Here is a 19,286-nt window from a genome sequence, read left to right as displayed (position 1 = left end):
AATAAATAATGCGGGCAGCGATACCAGGCTGCCCGTCAACGATTGGCACTAGTGCCTGTTAATTACTTTTTATCGTAACCCGAATACTGCCCCGGTTGTCCTTAAGACCTGCGCCATATAAGCCTTGCAGATCATCATTGATACACAAGAAGAGTTTCCCGGCTTCACCTTTCGGGGTTTGGCTTAGCGCATTTCCTACCAGAAATGGTTGCCCTTGTTCACCAATTTTGCCAATTAAGGCGCCCATGGCTACTTGTGTTAAGGGGTAACCCGGCTGGGTTGCGATAATATTCGGGCAACCATTGGCATCGTACAGCTGACCGTTGTTTGTATCAGGATCGGCCGTCCATAAACCGCTAACCCTGGAGATGGCGACCGTGCTTCCGGGTTCAATCTGGATACCGGTATCAAACCAGGATTGAGTGGCCTGAATACCCATAAAGGGTGAGTCTCCAACGATCACCTCCAGCAAAACCGGGTGGGATTTTGTCGGATTGGCCGGAGGCGGGTTGTAATCCAGTAAAATATTGGATTCAAATCGATCGGTAAAGGCAAAATTATAGGCATCAACATTAGGCACGTTATAGAGATTCCAGGCCCAGGTATTCCAAAAATTAGTGACCGGCTCTTGTTTGAATTTCACGTTCTGCCAGGCTTTTTCTCCCCAACAGCCTGCCGTGTAGGGGTTGTTACCGGGGGTAAACCAGTCCTGAGGAGAGCCTCCAAGGGTAGTACCTTTAGTATTGCCCACTGGCCAAAGTGCCGGACTTCCCACCAGGCCAGCATTCAACGCCGCGAGTAAATCGGCTACCACCCAGCCAAACAAGTCATTTTTCAGGGAGGGGATATCGCCATTTAACGAACTGTTATCCCCTGTCAGACCCGCAATGGTATAACCCGCGTTCGCACCGTATATGCCCGCTGGCATACTCAGTGTGGTCCAGTTGCTGTCCTGACCGCTGCCGGTGAATACTGATGGGTTTAGTGTTGCTGAAAATGCAGCATACTTATTGCCGCTAGCCGCAACTTTCAGACTGGTGGGGCGGGTTTTCCAGACGGCACTGGCCTGTATGAAGATATTGCGCAACTGTGGCGCTTGTTTTACCGTCACAGTTATGGCCACATTGTTATTTAAGTTGCTATTACCGGCAGGGATAGTCCAGCTGGTGCCCAGCGCCACGCCGGGATCTGCCTGATAATCAGAAATGGTGGCCGAGTAAATGTCGCCCTTATCGTTTGTCAGTAGCGTCAGTTCGGTGCCAACATGATTGGGTAACTGCACAACACATCTTTGATTGGCGTTGCAAGTAAGATCGCTTGACGGAGAAACACTCACAGTGCCATTGGCCAATAAGTTATCCAGCGAGGTTCCCAATGGCTCAGAATTCAGGCTATACACCAGATGTAGTAGTACTTTTTGTCCTGTGGTGGGAGTGAGCGCTTCGCCCTGGGCGTTTAATGCTGTGGCTTCTACCGGAGCATATATCCCGCTGGCTCCAGTGTTATTGGTGCTGCTCAGGGTTAGCCAGCCTTCTTTGACGGCATCGTGGGTGTTGTTAAATTGGGTGACGGTTTTCAGTGACGTATCTGGCGAGGATTTGTACCAGGGCACGCTGATGGTAAAAGGGCTTGCTTCGCTGCCCAATAAAGGGGTTTTCTCTTGGTCGTCGCTGGTAGTGAAACCGGAAAACTGAATGTAGCTATCCTGACTGATTTGAGTGACCTCTCCGCTGGGATAGGTATTTTTCTCAGACTTAATATGGCTGAAGTCCACCTTAAAATTAAACTGCTGTTTTTGATCCTGAATTGCACTCTTACCGGTACCGGAAAAAACGCCAGTCAGTGTAAATGCGTGGGCTTTTTCGCTCAGGTACAGTAAGTAACCGGTAAAGTCGTGATAGGGGAATGGGTTATTTGCCGGATCAGTGTAATAGCTGGCTGGCGCGGCAGCCATTGTCGGACCTGTGAGTCGGCTTGCGGCCATATTGTTGGAAGAATTTGTATTCACCGTGGTATCTGGAAACTGCTGACACGGATAAGCATTACTGGCCCGACTTTGGGTTTTGGGTTGTAACAAGGCGTCATAAATGGCCTCACCATTACCACCTTGTTTGCTGTTGGTTTCGCTCAGTCGGCCGTTATCACTGGCAAAATCGTAACTCCAAACCTTTAGTGTTATAGGAAAACTAAACCAGTCGATGTCAGTGATGTCGGCATTGTTTCCCGGCGTGTTGGTGGTGTTAATAGCTGCTGCGATATAAGGTTCAAAAAAGTCATACAGGCTGGAATAGGTAGTGCTGGTAGTATCGGAGGGATCGGGTTCACCCCCCGTTTCTTTGTGCAAATCAGCATTACTTAGATAAATGCGTCCGCCGGTGTAATGATCCAGAAATACATTGGCATAGTCATTCAAACCAGCGGATGCCGCCTGAGAGGAAGCCCAAAAAGTTAAAGCCTCTTCAAAATGAGCGGCCCCCACTGCATTGGTGGCTTTTAATCCGGTTACCCCGGATGTGGTTTGTGTTAATGGATAGCTTTTCCCGGTTTCGAGGGTATTTTGGTTGCTGCCGCCATAACCATAATATTGCTCCTTTCCTAATTGCACTCCATTTCCGGCGGGCAAGGTAAGGAAGAACTGCTCAAGGAATTCATTGTAAGTGAGATCATTGCCGCCATAAGTGAAAACAATGGGGATGTAGCCATTTGGATTTTTACTGGTGCTCATTAGGTTCCCTCAGATTCAGGTTAAGAAATGTTTCATAACCTGAACTGTATCGACCTGTAAGGTTAATAATTCACACGGCAGATCTAAAAATATCAGGATTCGGTGAAAGGTAGCTTCCTTGGAAAGCAATCAACGCTGTTTATTTTGCGCCAGTATCCGATCTAACTGATTGGCAAAAGCCTGCTTGTCCTTTTGCGAGTAAGACGCGGTTTTCCCGGTTTGCTCGCCACTGGCGCGCATGGTGTCCATAAAATCCCGGATGTTAAGACGTTGTCGAATATTTTCCGGGGTGTAGAGTTCGCCTCTGGGATTCAGGGCCTGCGCCTTTTTATCAATCACTTCTGATGCTAACGGGATATCTGAGGTGATAATTAGATCGCCGGCCTGACAATCATTGACGATCCGGTGATCGGCAATATCAAAGCCTTTTTCTACCACCACTGAGTGCAGAAAATCCGACCCTGGTAGCTGTGTGTAGCGGTTTGCCACAAAATAACAGTGTGTTTGTGTGCGGTGCGCCGCCTTACTCAGAATCTCTTTTACCACTACCGGACAGGCGTCGGCATCTACCCATATTTTCATAAGTTATTGAATTACCAAATCTGTGTCCTGAATTTCCTTGCCACGCGGTAATGCATGTCCGGCAATCAGTACCTCTTCGTTATTAAACGATTCTATTGCATTTTTGTTGATCAGGTAAGAACGATGTAAGCGCAAAAACTGTTCCGGCAGTTGTGACTGGGTATCTTTCAGTGAGCTGTATACTACTTTTTTCTCACCGTCTCGCAGGTGGTAAGTGACATAATTGCCCAATCCTTCAATATATAAAATGTCCGCCAACTGTATTTTGCAGGTGCGTCGATCGGATTTAACCAGAATAAACTCCGGAGGCTGCGTGGTGCTATTGGCCTGTTTTTCCAACAGACCAATATAGAGCATGAATATCTTTACCGTACCTAATAACAGAACCGTGGTGTTGATTAAGATACAGTTGCGCACCCAGCCGGACAGGGTCAGGGCGAAACCTTGTTCGGTCGCTAACAACAGCTTTTCGTAAAAGAAATAGCCAAACAGCATTTGCATTAGGCCAGACACCGCAATAAGCAGGGCATAGCCGATGAAAAACGACTGATATCGGCGTGCTACCAAAAAGTGGGGGATAAGGAAGTACAACATGGCATAGGCCGCCATGATGCGCACCGGCATGAGAATAAATTCCAGATAAAAAGAGGCGAAATAACCCAGTTCGGGTCGCATCCAGATATAACTGAACAGCAGATAGTAACCCAGCCAAAAGGTCAGATGGGTCACAAAGCGCGAGCCGAACAGATAAAAGCCGCTGTAGGTGGGTGTCCAGTGCCAGATGCCTGTCATTTATTTTTATCCTTACACATCAAAAAATCCTGCGTTGGCATAAAAGGCCAAAAAACATCGCATTCTGATCCTAGTATGAAGCGCTGAATACTCGCGAACAAGCGATTACGATTATTTGCTGAAAAGGAAAGTTAAATGACATTACATCTGTTGCTCAAACCCCTTGCTTTGTTTTTACTGTTGTTAGTTCTGGCCCCCGTCAGTGCTGAGGTGAGCCATGAGGACCGGCGGGCAAAATGGCATGCCACTTTTAAAGCCGCTCAACCAGCGGGGCGGGAAATTATCACAATTGACCCACAGTCAGTTCTGAATGAGGCGGGGTTACAGGTGGGAGATGTGCTGCTGGCCGTGAATGATGAAGTAATTCGCGATGGTGACCAATGGTGGGACATCATTTACGGTCTGCGAGCAGGTACAGAAACCAAACTCACCTATCGCCGGGCGCAACAAGTGCATTCGGTCAGTGTGATTTTTGAGCCAGTGCCTTTGGAGCAATACGATAATTTGCGCACTGAGTACGGTTTTATTACTTCTGACTATAATATCCGGCAACGTACTATTGTGACTTTACCAGAAGGCGATACTCCGTTACCTGCCATTTTTGTGGTGGGCGGGCTAAGCTGTTCCAGCATAGAGTATACGCCCGGACGACAGTCCAACTTTATTCGCTCGTTGCGCTACCTGGTGGAGCATTCTGACATGATGGTGATGCGAGTGGAAAAGCCCGGCGTAGGTGATAGTGAAGGGCGCTGCTCACAAACCGACTTTTTAACGGAACTCAATGGTTATGAAGTGGCGTTAAAAACCTTGCTGGCGGATCCCCGTGTCGACAGAGAAAAGGTGATTGTTTACGGCAGCAGTATGGGCAGTGCTTTAGCACCTTATCTGGCCAACAAATATCAACTCAATGGGGTTATTTCTGACGGCACTTTTTATCGCAGTTGGTTTGAACACATGCTGGAAATAGAACGACGTATTCTCACCATGAAAGGCGATGACCAGGCGACGGTAAACGACAAGATAAATCGCGCTTATATCCCACTGTACTACGGCATGTTAATCGAGAAAAAGAGCTATCAGCAGGTGATTGCACAGTCACCGCTATTGGCCGAATACAACTACCATAGTGGCGCCCACATGTATGGTCGTCCGGTCAGTTTTTATCATCAGATGCAGGATTTTAACTTTGCCGGAGAATGGCAAAAATTAACGGCTGCTGCGCGTATCCGTTGGGGGACCAATGACTGGATCATGTCGGAGTACGATATAGATATGATTGATACCCTGTTGGCAGAAAAAGGTCATGAGGATTATGAAATTTTAAAAGTGCCTGGTTTAGATCATTGGGACACTATTCATGACAGTGCCTTGAATTCATTTCAGGGAAAACCCGGTCAATGGAGTGAAGCTCTGCCAAAACAGTTGGTAGACTGGGCCAAATCGTTGCAGGATTAAAAAATCGCCCCTCACTCTGGCATTCGGCGCTGTAATCTGCATTAATAATGGTTTGCAAACTCAATCTGTGTTTAAGAGTACATTATGTCTAAGGTTACACCGTTACAAGCGCGTCGTTGGATAATGCCAGCTTTGTTTTCACTGGCAAGTTTATTGGCTGTTCAGGCTGCGGCTGTGACGCTGCAGGTCAAACAAAAAAACGGTGAGCCAGCCGTGGGCGTTGTAGTGCTGTTAAACAACGAAGCGGCGAAGGGCGCTAACACCAGTATGGCTGAAATGGGGCAACGAGAGCGCCAGTTTGATCCGCATGTGCTGGTGGTGCAAAAAGGCTCAACCGTCAGTTTTCCCAACTATGACGATATCAAACATCACATCTACTCTTTTTCTTCAGTAAAAACCTTCGAGCAGGAATTATATGAAGGCACCGAGAGTACCCCCGTCACCTTTGAAAAGGCAGGTATAGTGGAGCTGGGATGTAACGTTCACGATTGGATGCTGGGCTACATTTATATTACGGAAACGCCGTTTTATGGCATGACCGATGAACAGGGGCAGGTGAACATTGCCAGTGCGCCTGCCGGCGATTATGAAGTTACTGTCTGGCACCCTCGTATGGAAAATGACAGCCATAGCTTTACTGCGCGCACCAAAATTAGCGATTCTGCAAAGATTGCATTAAATGCCAATGTGGCCGAAGCAGAAGAAGCTGATTTCGACCTGGATTTTGACGATTACGATTAATCGTTATTCTTCAAGCGGATTAATCATCTTGTTGGCAAATTCAAACAGGTGTAACGCCGCTGGATGCTTCAGTTTGCGCTCAGGTGAAATCAGATAGAAGTCCTCCCGGATATCGTTAGTACTGCCGACAACTTCCACCTGAAATTGCTTGGTGACGTGTTCGGCTATGGGTGAAGGGGCGCAAAATACGCCGTATCCGCCCTGACCAAATAGCTTCATTAACGCGCTGTCTTCAAATTCCGCGGCGATATCCGGTACTATGCCCAGTCGATCAAACCAGGCGATTAATTCCACTCTTAAGGTGGACTTTTCTCCCGGTAACAGCATCGGAGCCCGATGCAAAGACAGTGGAAATCCGGGTTGTAACTTTTCTGCCAATGATTGTTCAGCGAAGAAAGTCATACCGGTTTCGCCCACAAAGTGATTGTAGGCTTTGATATTGCCACCTGGCGGTAAGGGTTGATCTGAGAAGATGAGATCCAGCTTATTAAGCGCCAGATCCCCCAGCAAACTTTCTAAATCCCCTTCTTTGCAAACCAATTTCAGGTTTTCATCGTAGTCAATACAGGTGCGAAATAAATCGAACGCCAGCACCTTGGGAATAATATCCGTCACGCCAATGGTAAATTGCAGATGGTGTGAGGATTCTTTTTGTTTCAGGTTTTGCAGTAATTCTGATCCAAGACTGAAGATATCCTCTGCATAGCTATAAACAAACTGTCCCTGCTGATTCAGGATCAGGCGTTTGCCTTTTCGATCAAATAACTTCTTGCCCAGATAGTCCTCAAAGGTGGCGATTTGTCCGCTGACAGTTTGCGGTGTCAGATGTAATAAGCTGGCCGCACGCATAATGCTGCCCTCGCGAGCTGTAACATAAAAGTAATACAAATGATGATAATTCAGTTGTTGCATGGCGGCCATCTCCGAGGATTTTGTAATCAGATATTATCTGAATAAAATTTAAAAAGATACGAATATTGCGATTTTATCAGATGTCCCATAATCGCTTATCTGTTTCATTAAATGCGGAGGTTTTATGACTGACGCGGTAAAACGTTTTTTTAAACACGATGCTGCTGGTGGTATTTTACTGGTGGCGGCCGCCTTCCTGGCCATGGTGATGGCCAATAGTCCCCTGTTAGGTATTTATAAGGGCTTTCTCGAAGTTCCTGTGGTCTTTAAATTTGGCGCGTTTGAAATCGCTAAACCTCTGATCTTGTGGATTAACGATGGCCTGATGGCAATCTTTTTCTTCATGATTGGACTGGAAATCAAACGCGAAGTGCTGGATGGACAACTGAAATCGGTTGAGCAAATCACCTTACCTGCGGTCGCAGCTATAGCGGGGATTGCCTTTCCAGCGCTGATTTATGTGTGGTTCAATTCCGGTGATCCGGTGGCGATGAATGGTTGGGCTATCCCATCAGCGACGGACATCGCCTTTGCATTGGGTATCTTCGTGCTGTTTGGCAAGGGCTTACCCCTGTCTCTGAAGTTGTTTCTGTTAAGTGTGGCCATCTTTGATGATATCGGGGCCATTGTCATTATAGCCCTGTTCTATTCTGAAAACCTGTCCAGTACTTCACTGTTAGTGGCACTGACAGGACTGGCTGTGTTGTTCCTGTTAAATCGCAAAAAAGTACGTTATCAGGCCGCCTATATTCTGGTGGGTGTCGTGGTCTGGGCTGCGGTGCTTAAATCCGGGGTGCACGCCACTCTGGCGGGTTTTGCTCTGGCCTGGTTTATTCCGTTAGAAGTTAAAAATGAAGACGGTCACAAAATGCTGCCTCACCTGGAGCACGCGCTACATCCCTGGGTTTCATTTTTAGTTTTGCCAATATTCGCCTTTGCCAATGCCGGTGTAAAAGTGCTGGGCGCTACTGCTGAAGATTTATTTAACCCCATCACCTTAGGCATTGCTGCTGGTTTATTCCTGGGTAAGCAGGTGGGTATCTTCGGAACCTGTTGGTTGGTGATCAAGTTGGGCTGGGCAAAGCTGCCTAAAGAAGCGAACTGGGCACAGTTATATGGTGTGAGTTTGCTCTGTGGTATCGGTTTTACCATGAGTTTATTTATCGGCACCTTGGCCTTTGCTGATCAGGGGCTGGACTACCAGTTGAGTGTCAAAGTCGGAGTATTGATGGGATCGATTTTGTCGGCGGTCGTAGGGGCTGCTGTATTAATGGCATCTAAGCCACAAGAGAATTATCAATTATCTGGAGCGAAAGTATGAATAAATGTATTAAAGGGCTAAGCCTGATTGCGGTAATCATGTTTATGAGCAGTGCCAATGCGAAATCCGCCAATGAGTTTTATGACGATATGAATCGCATGTGTGCGGATACTAACACCAAATCTAGCACCGTGTTTATCACCAGCTGTTATCAATACATTCGGGGCTTTTTGCAGGGGGCCATCATCACAGATACCGCCATTATGGATGAGATAGAAAGCACCGGGTTCGATACCGGATTTGCCAACCGGGCCTACAGAACCCGCGTGGGCATTGAGCGCAAAACAGCACCAGCCACCCTGTACGCTGGCTTCTGTTTACCAGACGATATGGTGACCCATGAAGTGGTGGTGAATCTGCTTGAAGATGTGCAAAAACGCTTTGAGCAGGTGGGCAAAGGGATCCCAGACAACCCGCTTTCTGAACATTTGTATGAACTGTTAAAAAAGCGTCACCCCTGTGAGCAGGAGCCACAAGCGGTAGCGCAGAAAAATTAATTTCCATGAGCACTGATGGCGGCCTTTCTCAGGCCGCTTCGTCGCTTAGTTTTGCAATTTCTCTCGATAATCGCAGGTCTATCACTATAGACATTTTTACTTGCGCTATTTAGGAGGGCCACCCGATTTTGGTTTCGATACTAAACTTAGGCTAATACCAATCAGTAATAATATGTGATCTACTCAGTGGGAATTGAAACGCATTTATTCGCTACATCCTTGTAGCTCACCTGCTTCGCAGGCCAGCTAAAGCTGTTCTATGCTGTTCCATACAGCATTTGGTAGGCAAGGCAGATGTTTGCAGGTCTAGTGGGGCTAAATCAAAAACATCTAAAGCAGCATAAATGCGTTTCAAACCCATCTTCGACGTTGCTCATAGCCATGATCTCTTTGTTGCCAACAAGGATGTTGGTAAGGGGCGAGAGCAGGATGCGTTGAGCTTTGCGCGAGACTCGAAAGACCACCAGTATTACTTCACTCGCGCGTCGCGACCTCATGGCTATGAGACTAACGCTGAGCGATCACATATTATTACTGATTGGTATAATACCGCAAAATACTAAAGAGAGAACTATGACCTCATTGATTAAGCAAGGCCAAAACATCCTCAATGCAGCTCAATCTGCTGACTTTCTGGCACCATTATTGTTGCGTTTATACCTTGCTCCGGTGCTCATGCAAGCTGGCTGGAACAAGATGAATCACTGGCAGGATACCGTTGCCTGGTTCGGTAATGCCGATTGGGGGTTGGGTTTACCCATGCCAGCTGTAATGGCTGCGCTGGCTGTGGGTGCAGAGTTTTTTGGTGCCATTCTTTTACTTATTGGTCTGGCAACCAGGTTGGTGGCAATACCGCTAATGGCAACGATGGTGGTGGCGGCGGTGACTGTGCATCTGCAAAATGGATGGTTGGCAATAGCTGACGCCAGCAGTTGGTTTGCTGATGGCACTATTATGAGTAACCCGGCCATTATAGAAGCCCCAGAAAAGCTGGCCGCCGCTAAATCACTGTTGCAGGAACATGGACACTATGAGTGGCTCACAGCCAGCGGCAATTTTGTGATCCTCAACAACGGCATAGAGTTCGCGGCCACCTATTTCATCATGCTGTTAACCCTGTTTTTTATTGGCGGTGGCAAATATATCAGTGCTGATTATTGGTTGAGTAAAAAGTTGTAACTTTTAGAGAGACAGCGTCGCCGATCACTAAAACGGCGACGCTCATTGGCTACTTTGTTTGCCTGTTATCATGCTTGTGGTTTTCAGGGTGGGTAATATGGTCCAGACGCACAGGTGTATCTTCCCCCCGCCATACTTTGCTCATCAAATACATGGCAGCAGCAACCCGGTTGATGGGTTTTATTAAGTCTTTTGTATCTGATTGCAGCATATCTTCTTTCATTTCGTTCAGGATATTGGTCATCTGAGTCAGCTGTCTGGCTGCCTGCTGAGTGGGATCCCCTTCAATTTGAAGTGATTGTTTGCTGCTAAAAGATTGACATATATGTTCCCATCGCTGCCTGTCTGAATCGCTGATAACACCCCTCAATATCGCCAATTTAAGAAGGTTTTCCTCTGCTCCAGAGGTCAGGGTTTGTGCTTCTCCCTGATAATGATCGGCAATCAATTGCATCAGTTCCGTCCGGTTCATAATGGCTGAAACTTTTTCTGCCATTTTATTCATGTTGCGGTAACTACCCTGCAATTTAAACGGTGGTTCTTGGCGGTAATCTTCAGCTACTGCCGCTGATTTAATGTATTCCAGGTTAACTTTGAGAATGACATCCTGAATGACAAACAAATGCTGGAGTACGCTACATATTTCATTAATTTCTGCAGAACTGTATTGATGACTAAGATCGGTAGTGGCGATCTCTTTGCCTTGTGCTTTGGCAACCAGTTTATAAACGTCCTGCATATCTCGCAGTGCCAATGGCGCCAGCACTTTATTTGATGTCAGGCTGTTTTCTATGTAGCTTAGGGCAAATTGCTGTTCGCGACCGTTTAACACGTCACCCAGATTATAAATATCGGCACGGTTGGCCAACATGTCAGGGATTTTAAAAACATCACCAGACTCGGTATAAGGGTTACCCGCCATAACTACGCAGAATTTTTTACCACGCATATCATAGGTTTTTGAATTGCCCTTCCAGATCCCTTCGATTCTTCTAGTTCCGTCACACAACGAAATGAATTTTTGTAAGAACTCCGGGTGAGTATGCTGGATATCATCCAGATAGAGCATAACGTTATTGCCCATTTCGAGGCCAAGGTTAAGCTTTTCCAATTCCTGTTTCGCTGTGGCGTTAGGCGCTGTCGAGGGATCCAGTGATGTAACCTCATGGCCAATGGACGGGCAGTTTACTTTGACAAACACCAGTCCAAGGCGGTTGGCTATATATTCCATCAAGGTGGTTTTGCCGTAACCAGGAGGGGAAATAAGCAGCAACATACCCATCAGGTCGGTGCGTTTATCCTCACCAACCGTGCCCATTTGTTTGGCCAGGTTGTCACCAACCAGCGGCAGGTAGACTTCATTGATGAGTTTGTTACGTACAAAGGAACTTAAAGGACGCGCCGAAAACTGTTGCAGTTGCAGTTCGCTTTTACTCGTTTGCATAACCGCTTTGCGCAGTTGATGATAACGCTGGAATCCTGCAACGTGCACCGCTTTATAATGAGCTAATCTTTGATTAAATTCATCTAATTGCAGTCGCAGCGTACCCTTGTCAATATTGCGATGTTCGCCCAACAAGCTTTCCACTTTAATACTAAGCTCAAAGCTGCTTTGGCGTGTCTCCAGTTTATTTTGGGTTATTAACAGCGCCGCGGCTTCTGCTATGTAGTGTTTCAGGGTGGCAGTGTTATTGTTGTCTGGTTGTTGCTGCAACCAGGCGGTAAGCCAGGCTTCAACCAGTTGCCACTGGGCATTCAGGCCACAGCTTTCATCAATGGCTTTGGAGGAAGTGAGAAGGCTATCAAACTCCTGCATCGCGGCTTTCCAGCTCTTTATCTGGTTTTGTTGTTGCAGCTCTTTCAAAAGCCTGTCAGCCAACGATTGGCCAGATTTACTGGTAATAAAGGCAACTTTAGGTTGGCTTAACTCTTCAGCCAGGTATTGTGCGGCGCTGTTACATTGGTAGTCCGAAAAAGGCAGAGCAAGGCGCTCTACAAATTGTTTGATGGCGTCTTGCAAGGAGCTTACAAGTGTACTGAAGGCACTTCGGCTGTTCAGTGTTGTGGCCAGTGCTTGGGCACTCACGGCATGACTTTGCCAGATTTTTTTCTGTTGTTCGTCAAGCGGATAAAGACCCCAAAAGAGCATCGCCAATGCCCGTGGTTGCGGTGCATAGCGCAACAGGTCCGCGTGTTGATGTACCGGCAAAAGTTCAGTTAACAGTTTGCAGGCATCACTGTCATGGATTCCCTTTTCATAACCTTCCTGATAGCGGGCTGAAATGTATTCTTGCACCAGTTTTTTCAGTGCAGCCGGTTCCTGTGGCAGTCTGTACAGCTGGGACATGCTAAGACCGTTTTTTTGAGCTTGTGCATCGTCCAGGATCACCGAGACCAGATATTCGCAGCGACTCACTTCGGCATTCTCAGAGATCAGAGATTGTTGCCAATAGGTTTTTAATGCATCCAGCTCAGGATCGATAACCTTTTCATAGTAGTCGGTTCCCACCAGGTGTCGGTACAAGCCATCATCCTTGGGCAGGAGTGTCAGATCCAGAGACTGGCTATTTACACTAAACTTGTGTTTGCCCAGTTTGATGACGTTTCCACCGTCTTCAAAAATATCCTGTTTGTCCCGGAATGCTCGGATGGCCTGCTCTTTCGCTGATTTGAGTTGTGCTTCCAAATCATCGGCTTTGACCTGATCGTCGAGTTTGCGCAACTCGGCGCTCAGGTCGGTGATTTTCAACACCATAGGGTCCGCGGCAAAATAGCTATTTAGCTGGTCATTGTCAGTAAAGCTGGAGGCGCGTCGCTGTACCCCTTTGAGAATTCGCTCTGCTGCTGAAAAAAGATTCTGCGCCCGGCGCTGTCTTTCTTCCAGTAAACTTTGTCGGCGTGCTTCGAAGGCGTTTTGTAACTCTTCCCTTTTCGCCAAAATATCATCCAGATACTCATCATACTCGCTGAATTTCGATTCCAGTTCTTCCAGTTGAATCGTCAAACGTGAAAGCTCTTCATCGGCTTTTTCAGGTGTATCAATCATACTGAGGGAGCTACTGATACTTTGGGAGAAAAGCCTGAATTGCGCAGCAAATTCTGCACTGGCTTCACCGGATCCTAGTTGTTTCTTTTTCTGGCGGCCTTTCGCTTTTACCTGGTTGAGTTTGCCGTAGAGTTCGGAAATATCATCAATAATTTTGGTACGTACTGTCGCATCTTCCACCTTAAGTCCGTTCAGTACTTCGGTGAGTAAATCCAGTCCAGATGAGAGTGTTTCCAGCGTAGTCAGCAATGGCGCAATATCGACAACCAGCTCAACCTTTGCGATTTGCGCTTCCAGATCTGCAATCTGTTGTTGGTAGGGGGCCAGAGCCTTATCGCCAGCCAAAAAGTTAACAGTAGCCTGACTGACCTTATCAAATTGCTCGGTGACTTCCTGTTCCAGTATTTCAACCGCGGCGACGTCAATGTAACGAAGTTCTCTGATAGTAATCAAATGTCCACGCTGAGAACGCAAACCGGTCAGGCACTCTACGAATTGTTCCGGGGACTGCCAGCTTTTGATTTTTATGCTCTGTATCAGTGTTTTTTGTTTGTCCTGTGCGTCAGCAAGTGCTTTATTGGCTTGTAGGCGTATCTGTTCTACTTTTTCAAACTCATCAATCACCAGTTCTGCGGTGTGATTAATTTTTTCTACTACCTCATTTACACCATCTACTTCAGGCTCCGCCAGCCAGTAATAAGCATCAAAAAGGGTTCTACTGGCCTTAATTAAGTCTTCATACAGCGCTTTGTTGGGACTGGGGTTTTCAATCATGCGACAGATACTATTGATATCTGAAATCCCTCTGACCAGTTCTTTGTTGCCGATACGGCCAAAGAAATTGTCTTTAGCTGGTTGCTTTGCTGCGTGTTCATCACTGAAAAATGGTGTTTCCCAAATCTGCATTGGGTGGATGCGGGTGGCTTCTTCTTCTGCGCTAAAGAACACCGCTGTGCCATCGTCAAATATGCTGTATCCATGAGCATAAATTGGATTGAGCAGCGCTTTGCGGATCAAGTTGTATGAGTAAAGGCCGCAGGTGCCGGTTTCTTCCTCATAAAAAATGTACAGTACGTCTTCCCCGTTGGGAGAGCGAATACTGCGTTTAAAACTCATTCCTTCGATATCGTCTGGGAAGGATTTGGTTTCACCGTTTTGCAGGTAATAACCGCCCGGAAAGATAATGCCGTGATCTTCAGGCAGTGCTATACAAGCTGCGCCAATCGCGTCGATACGGTCAACTTGTTGGTTTCGGATATTGAATACCAGATAGCGGTATTCTTTTTCACGGTAAGGGAGTATTTTTAACAGAATCAACGAGCCAACTTCTGCAAATTGCACGTCAGCATCGGATAAACTTTGAGTTTTATCCTCTACAGGCTCCTGATAAATACCTAAACCATCTTCAGTGTTGTTCTCCACCTTTATGGTCAGGTTGCCTTTGATGGTTTCAACAAACAGTTTATCTGCAATATTGATATGAGAATGTGTACCTGTGACGAACTGGTCGTGGCTGGTTTTTTGCCATTCAAAATCATGTGAGGGCGCCGGTTTTAAGACTCTCTCGCCGCGATTATCAATGTACTTTGCGTTTCCATCGGCATCCAGTTGCCACTGAAAAACCCGGATATCAGTCAGTTTACGACCAATCTGAAAAACCGCAAAAAGCACCTGATTTTGAACTTTCAGCTGTAGCAGTCGCGATTCTTTGTAATAGATATAAAGCTCGCCGAAATCCTTAACAAATTTAGGGTCGGATAAGAATGTGTTATCTAGTGGCGCTTCCTGTAATTCAAAGCTGTCGTCTTTGCGCTGTAAGGTGAATAGACTAAAAACATCGGAGACGCGGGTTTCTTTCTTTAACCCGATAAACACATTGTATCCAAATAGCAGATAGTCACCTATCGGCACTATATCGCGGGCGATACAGTTGTGTTCTGTTCTGACTCTGACCCGTGCTTTGACATCCATTACCGGCTGTCCAAACTCAGCAATGCGCTGCTGGTTCAATGCATCGATTTTGCTTTTTAATTGCGAGGCTTGCTCTGTCAAACGGGCGCGGATCACTTCATAAGCGCCACCGTCGGCCACAGCTTGATCAATACCGTCGTGGTTAGCCATTTTCAGCTCCTGTAGCAGAATAAAAACGAAAGAGTTTTAGCGGTTAATAAAAGGCATTGCCTTGTATGGGCAATGCCTGATATTGCTCACTATTGTTCGTTTTTATTTACTGCGCTGTTAATCGCTTCAGAAAGTTGAGATGCTGTCATTCCACTGTTTAACAGACGGGTAGCAAGCGCTGCCATGGCACCATTTTTAACCGGTCCAGTGGCTGAACCCAGGCCAGCAAGCAGTTCCTTGGCGTCTTCTACAAAGCTGGCGTCACCATTGTAGTGATCTTCCAGCGCTGTCGATAATGTATGGCTTTTGTTGATGGCGCCATCTATGCCTTTGCCTACGGAAATTGATTTAATAAAACTGTCCAGATAACCGGAATCACCACCGACGATGTCGATATTGGCTTTCTTCAGCGCTTCACTTAATACCGCCGCCTGTTGCTTGGCAATTTCCACGTCAATATCTATGCGTTTCATTGCTTGTAAGTGCTGGTTGTCCACTCGCATACGATATTCTTCATGGGCGCGTTGCTCGTCAGACATAGACGCCATTGCAGCAAACTTCTGAGTCATGCCCTCTGCTTCGGCAATTGCTTTTTTGGCCACAATCTCTGCTTCCGCCATTCCGGTTTTCTCCAGAACATCGGCTTTTGCTTCCTGCACTTTAACTTCGGCCATGCCCTGAGACTCCATCGCGGCGGCTTTGGCTTCCATTACCTTGGCTTCGGCTAATCCTTCAGATGCTGCCATAGCTTCCAGTCCAGTGGCTTCTTTAATCTTCGCTTGTGATTGTAGTTCTGCCACTTCCAGGTCTGCCTGAGCTGAGATTGCCTTTTGTTTTGCCAGGTGAGATGCGGCTTGCTCGGCGGCCTCAGCTGCCTTGATATCTTTGACTAATGATTCCTGGGCTTGTGCTTCAGCCAGGATTACCTGAGCTTTTTTCTTGCGTTCTGCTTCAGAGACTTCTCTTAATTCTTTGATCTCTTCTTCTCGCTCAGCCACGTTCTTATCTACTTCAATACGAGCGCTGATGACTTCTGCGATTTCTCGTTTCTCGTGCTCTACCAGTTTTTCCGCGGCAATTTGCTGCAATGAGGCCTCTTTTTCGCGTTCTATTCTGGCCAGCTCTCTGGCGTTAGTTACATTTTCTTCTTCTACGGCCACGGCTTTAAGACGAGCATTGGAAGCAACCTCAACTTCCCGTTGCTTGTTTTGCTCCTGCACCTGAATTTCTTGCTCTGCATGCACTCGGGCTTGCTCAGCTTTCATGTGCTCCTCATATTTTATTTTTTGGGTTTCCGCTTCTTCCTGGGCTTTGACACTTTCGATTTCACGCTGTTGCTTTGCTTCGGCTTCCGCTTGTTGGCGTTCCAGTTCGAGAATGGCTTCTTTGGTTTCTACGTCTTTGCCTTTTATTTTTAACTCTTCATCCCGACGAAAAACGTTAGTTGCAATATGCTGATGGGCGGTTAGCTCAGTAATTTTACGAATACCCTGAGAGTCAAGAATGTTATTGGGATCCAGCTTTTCTAGTGGTGTTTGTTCCAGGTAGTCGATAGCGACGTCTTCAAGCACATAGCCGTTAAGGTCTGTACCAATATTGTCGATTATCAAATCTCTGAATTTATCGCGTTTGGCGTACAGCTCTTCAAAATCCAGAGATTTACCTACGGTTTTCAGCGCTTCGGAAAATTTGGCGCTGAATAAAGCTTCCAGGGTTGCCAGGTTTGATGCTCTTTCGCAGCCAATTGCCTGCGCGACTTTCAATACATCATCCTGATTTTTATTCACGCGTACAAAAAAGCCCACTTTAATATCGGCACGAATATTATCTTTACATATCAAACCATCACTACCATTGCGGTCTACCTCAATAGTTTTTAACGATATGTCCATGATTTCCATTTTATGGAATACCGGAACCACAACTGCCCCGGTGAAGGTGACTTTGGGTTCGGCTCGCATTGTGTTCACAATCATTGCCTTACCCTGTTCCACTTTTTGATAAAGTCTTGCCAACATCAGCAAAACCACCAGGCCAAAGACAAAGATCCCGACAGCCAGGGAAAGCCAGAAAATCAGGTCGTTTCCTACATTCATTGTTCTACTCCTTTAGAGTGTTTTAATCATTTAAAGTTGAGGTTGTGAGGACATGGCTAGTAATTCTTGTTCGCCTACTACCCAATAGATATCCGAAAGCGCGTCGTACTCCAGCAAGGCCACTTTGTCACCTTGAACTATGGCCTGGTCACTTCGGGTTCTGATACTGAAGATCATGCCATTTGCTGCAACAGCCTGACCAAAGGATTCACTAACTGTTTGCGTTTTCACAATGCAAATTGTTCCAATCATTTCATTTTTTTTGGCACCCTCATGGGTGATAAAGAAGCGGCGCAGAGGTTTAATGCAAATTGCTGCTATGGGGATGGCAATAACCAGTGAAAGTAAAGCAAGAGAAGCACCTGCTGCTGTTGCTGTGAGAATACCGTCAAGGAGCGGCATTAAATACTTCTTTGCCAGATAGGAAGCTGCCAGACCATATATGTCAAGGAATGTGATGGCAACTGTTAGCGGCACACCGTCAAGACCGATTGAGGACAGCCAGTTTCCACCAGTGCTGCTACCTGAGTCTGTATCAACCTCTACATCGCTACCCAAGTCAAACACTTCTAAATCTAGCATTCCCAGCAGGGTAAATAGCCAAATCATAATCAGAAGCAAGGCTGGAACTGTAAAGACAACCATTGGCAGGCTGAACAGATAATCAGAGAGCATTTCCATCGCAATTTATCCTTTAGTGTGCATGAGTGTCTGAAGCCACAAGCAAGGGCTAAATTATCCTGTCTATTTAATGACTAAATTTCAAGTGTTTTATTAATCTGAGGCTAAAAGAAGTTCCTTTAGCACAATCAAAACCCGGTGCCATAAACTTTGTTATAGACCTCGGTTAGCTCTTGGTGGTAATCGGCAGCGTACCAGTCCAGGTGGAATTGCAGGTATTGTTTTTCCTGGCTGGATTGCGCGATGGCTTTATTTAATTGCGCAATTAGCTGCTGTCCCTGATTCCCCGGAGAACACATGATATAGCCGGCGTGATAGCTATCCAACTCTGCTAGCGGGAAAGAGTGCAGGGGCACATTCTTGTTAGCGCTGGTTTGTTGATAATGGCGCAATACATTGGGGTATTCGATAATGAAATCTACCCTTCCGGCCAGTAGCATGTCCACCATCCCTTGTGCTGTTCCGGCATCATTGCGCCGGTAAATTCTGCGACTGGCTTCGGCTTTTTGAATAATGCTATCAACCTTATCGCCATAACTTCTGCCATCCTGGATACCAAACATCAATTCATTTTTACCCTGTAGTAATTCGCTAAGTTGTACCTGACTTCTGGCATTAAAAGCCTGTTTGATGGTTGTTAAATGAAGATCGTTGGACAAGTACAAACGCTGACCTAAAAACAACGTTTGCGGCAGGGTTGTCATGGGGAAGGTTTGTAGACGCTGCTGAGTTTTTAACTTGTTGCCAGTACAGGCATTGGGCGTAGAAAGCAGAATTGACTCCGCCCGTTTGCTATTTGCCTGTTGATAGACAAAAGTGATTTCCGCGCGTTGGCTTAATAAATCAAATAATCGATTTTCCAGATTTACGCCTGATGTATTTACTGAGTCTGAATTGTTCATTTCACTGACCCAGATAAGGGGTTCAGCAATGCAATATCGGCTACAAAAAATTAAAAGTAGCGCAATTAATCGCCCCTTTGCTGAAATCCTGTGCACAGTTATGCATCCTCTATGTCTTTGCTTGCTTTCAATAGTGGCAGGATTTTCGGGCAACTCAAGTTCTCATAAGCTGTACTGAAAAAATCTGCAGCATATGTGGGAACAGGTCCACTGATAGGACCAAAGTATAATATTTA

General features: G+C 46.4%; 13 protein-coding genes. 5 read left to right on the top strand and 8 right to left on the bottom strand.

Annotation, left to right across the window (positions count from 1 at the left end; translation table 11 throughout):
• Positions 1–58 precede the first annotated feature (58 nt).
• From ACXAD8_RS14665 to ACXAD8_RS14655, 3 genes are all read right to left on the bottom strand, one after another.
• The gene (locus ACXAD8_RS14665) at positions 59–2,725 is read right to left on the bottom strand and encodes a hypothetical protein (RefSeq protein ID WP_475230103.1); all 2,667 of its coding nucleotides are present in this window, start codon (positions 2,723–2,725) and stop codon (positions 59–61) included.
• A gap of 129 nt (positions 2,726–2,854) precedes the next feature.
• Positions 2,855–3,307, bottom strand: a complete 453-nt coding sequence (locus ACXAD8_RS14660; protein ID WP_475230101.1) for a YaiI/YqxD family protein — start codon at positions 3,305–3,307, stop codon at positions 2,855–2,857.
• Positions 3,308–3,310: 3 nt separating this feature from the next.
• Positions 3,311–4,099, bottom strand: coding sequence for a LytR/AlgR family response regulator transcription factor (locus ACXAD8_RS14655; RefSeq protein WP_475230098.1), 789 nt, complete (start codon positions 4,097–4,099; stop codon positions 3,311–3,313).
• Between the two features lie 135 nt (positions 4,100–4,234).
• Here ACXAD8_RS14655 and ACXAD8_RS14650 point away from each other — a divergent pair, with 135 nt between their 5' ends.
• Together ACXAD8_RS14650 and ACXAD8_RS14645 are read left to right on the top strand one after the other, a co-directional pair.
• Positions 4,235–5,554: an alpha/beta hydrolase family protein gene (locus ACXAD8_RS14650; protein ID WP_475230095.1), complete on the top strand. Its 1,320-nt coding sequence runs from the start codon at positions 4,235–4,237 to the stop codon at positions 5,552–5,554.
• 84 nt (positions 5,555–5,638) lie between these two features.
• A complete protein-coding gene (locus tag ACXAD8_RS14645; RefSeq protein WP_475230092.1) occupies positions 5,639–6,295 on the top strand; it encodes a methylamine utilization protein in 657 nt (218 codons plus the stop codon).
• A 3-nt stretch (positions 6,296–6,298) separates the two neighbouring features.
• On the opposite strand, the gene nhaR is transcribed toward ACXAD8_RS14645, so the two are convergent.
• On the bottom strand, positions 6,299–7,207 hold the full coding sequence (nhaR, locus tag ACXAD8_RS14640; RefSeq protein WP_475230089.1) for a transcriptional activator NhaR: 909 nt from the start codon (positions 7,205–7,207) through the stop codon (positions 6,299–6,301).
• A gap of 124 nt (positions 7,208–7,331) precedes the next feature.
• On the opposite strand from nhaR, the gene nhaA reads away from it, so the two are divergent.
• The 3 genes from nhaA to ACXAD8_RS14625 all read left to right on the top strand — a co-directional run bounded on the left by nhaA (position 7,332) and on the right by ACXAD8_RS14625 (position 10,204).
• A complete protein-coding gene (gene nhaA, locus ACXAD8_RS14635) occupies positions 7,332–8,528 on the top strand; it encodes a Na+/H+ antiporter NhaA (RefSeq protein ID WP_475230087.1) in 1,197 nt (398 codons plus the stop codon).
• Positions 8,525–9,025, top strand: coding sequence for a hypothetical protein (locus ACXAD8_RS14630; protein WP_475230085.1), 501 nt, complete (start codon positions 8,525–8,527; stop codon positions 9,023–9,025). Before nhaA ends, ACXAD8_RS14630 begins: the two co-directional genes overlap by 4 nt.
• 573 nt (positions 9,026–9,598) lie before the next feature.
• Positions 9,599–10,204: an HvfX family Cu-binding RiPP maturation protein gene (locus tag ACXAD8_RS14625; RefSeq protein ID WP_475230082.1), complete on the top strand. Its 606-nt coding sequence runs from the start codon at positions 9,599–9,601 to the stop codon at positions 10,202–10,204.
• Between the two features lie 49 nt (positions 10,205–10,253).
• Here the strand turns inward: ACXAD8_RS14625 and ACXAD8_RS14620 are convergent, their stop codons facing one another.
• From ACXAD8_RS14620 to ACXAD8_RS14605, 4 genes are all read right to left on the bottom strand, one after another.
• A complete protein-coding gene (locus ACXAD8_RS14620) occupies positions 10,254–15,371 on the bottom strand; it encodes a DNA repair ATPase (RefSeq protein WP_475230080.1) in 5,118 nt (1,705 codons plus the stop codon).
• A gap of 89 nt (positions 15,372–15,460) precedes the next feature.
• The gene (locus ACXAD8_RS14615) at positions 15,461–17,467 is read right to left on the bottom strand and encodes a flotillin family protein (RefSeq protein WP_475230077.1); all 2,007 of its coding nucleotides are present in this window, start codon (positions 17,465–17,467) and stop codon (positions 15,461–15,463) included.
• Between the two features lie 30 nt (positions 17,468–17,497).
• Complete coding sequence (locus ACXAD8_RS14610; protein WP_475230074.1) at positions 17,498–18,148, bottom strand: hypothetical protein; 651 nt, start codon at positions 18,146–18,148, stop codon at positions 17,498–17,500.
• 128 nt (positions 18,149–18,276) lie between these two features.
• Positions 18,277–19,050, bottom strand: a complete 774-nt coding sequence (locus ACXAD8_RS14605; RefSeq protein WP_475230071.1) for a hypothetical protein — start codon at positions 19,048–19,050, stop codon at positions 18,277–18,279.
• Positions 19,051–19,286: the final 236 nt, after the last annotated feature.

The organism is Planctobacterium sp. AWH2_060 (assembly GCF_056158425.1).
This window is presented reverse-complemented; position numbering and strand designations above follow the sequence as displayed.

What these genes read in the sequence shown, in the direction of transcription:
- ACXAD8_RS14665 (WP_475230103.1), bottom strand. Translation starts at nt 2,725, where the DNA reads ATGAGCACCAGTAAAAATCCAAATGGCTACATCCCCATTGTTTTCACT.
- ACXAD8_RS14660 (WP_475230101.1), bottom strand. Translation starts at nt 3,307, where the DNA reads ATGAAAATATGGGTAGATGCCGACGCCTGTCCGGTAGTGGTAAAAGAG.
- ACXAD8_RS14655 (WP_475230098.1), bottom strand. Translation starts at nt 4,099, where the DNA reads ATGACAGGCATCTGGCACTGGACACCCACCTACAGCGGCTTTTATCTG.
- ACXAD8_RS14650 (WP_475230095.1), top strand. Translation starts at nt 4,235, where the DNA reads ATGACATTACATCTGTTGCTCAAACCCCTTGCTTTGTTTTTACTGTTG.
- ACXAD8_RS14645 (WP_475230092.1), top strand. Translation starts at nt 5,639, where the DNA reads ATGTCTAAGGTTACACCGTTACAAGCGCGTCGTTGGATAATGCCAGCT.
- nhaR (WP_475230089.1), bottom strand. Translation starts at nt 7,207, where the DNA reads ATGCAACAACTGAATTATCATCATTTGTATTACTTTTATGTTACAGCT.
- nhaA (WP_475230087.1), top strand. Translation starts at nt 7,332, where the DNA reads ATGACTGACGCGGTAAAACGTTTTTTTAAACACGATGCTGCTGGTGGT.
- ACXAD8_RS14630 (WP_475230085.1), top strand. Translation starts at nt 8,525, where the DNA reads ATGAATAAATGTATTAAAGGGCTAAGCCTGATTGCGGTAATCATGTTT.
- ACXAD8_RS14625 (WP_475230082.1), top strand. Translation starts at nt 9,599, where the DNA reads ATGACCTCATTGATTAAGCAAGGCCAAAACATCCTCAATGCAGCTCAA.
- ACXAD8_RS14620 (WP_475230080.1), bottom strand. Translation starts at nt 15,371, where the DNA reads ATGGCTAACCACGACGGTATTGATCAAGCTGTGGCCGACGGTGGCGCT.
- ACXAD8_RS14615 (WP_475230077.1), bottom strand. Translation starts at nt 17,467, where the DNA reads ATGAATGTAGGAAACGACCTGATTTTCTGGCTTTCCCTGGCTGTCGGG.
- ACXAD8_RS14610 (WP_475230074.1), bottom strand. Translation starts at nt 18,148, where the DNA reads ATGGAAATGCTCTCTGATTATCTGTTCAGCCTGCCAATGGTTGTCTTT.
- ACXAD8_RS14605 (WP_475230071.1), bottom strand. Translation starts at nt 19,050, where the DNA reads ATGAACAATTCAGACTCAGTAAATACATCAGGCGTAAATCTGGAAAAT.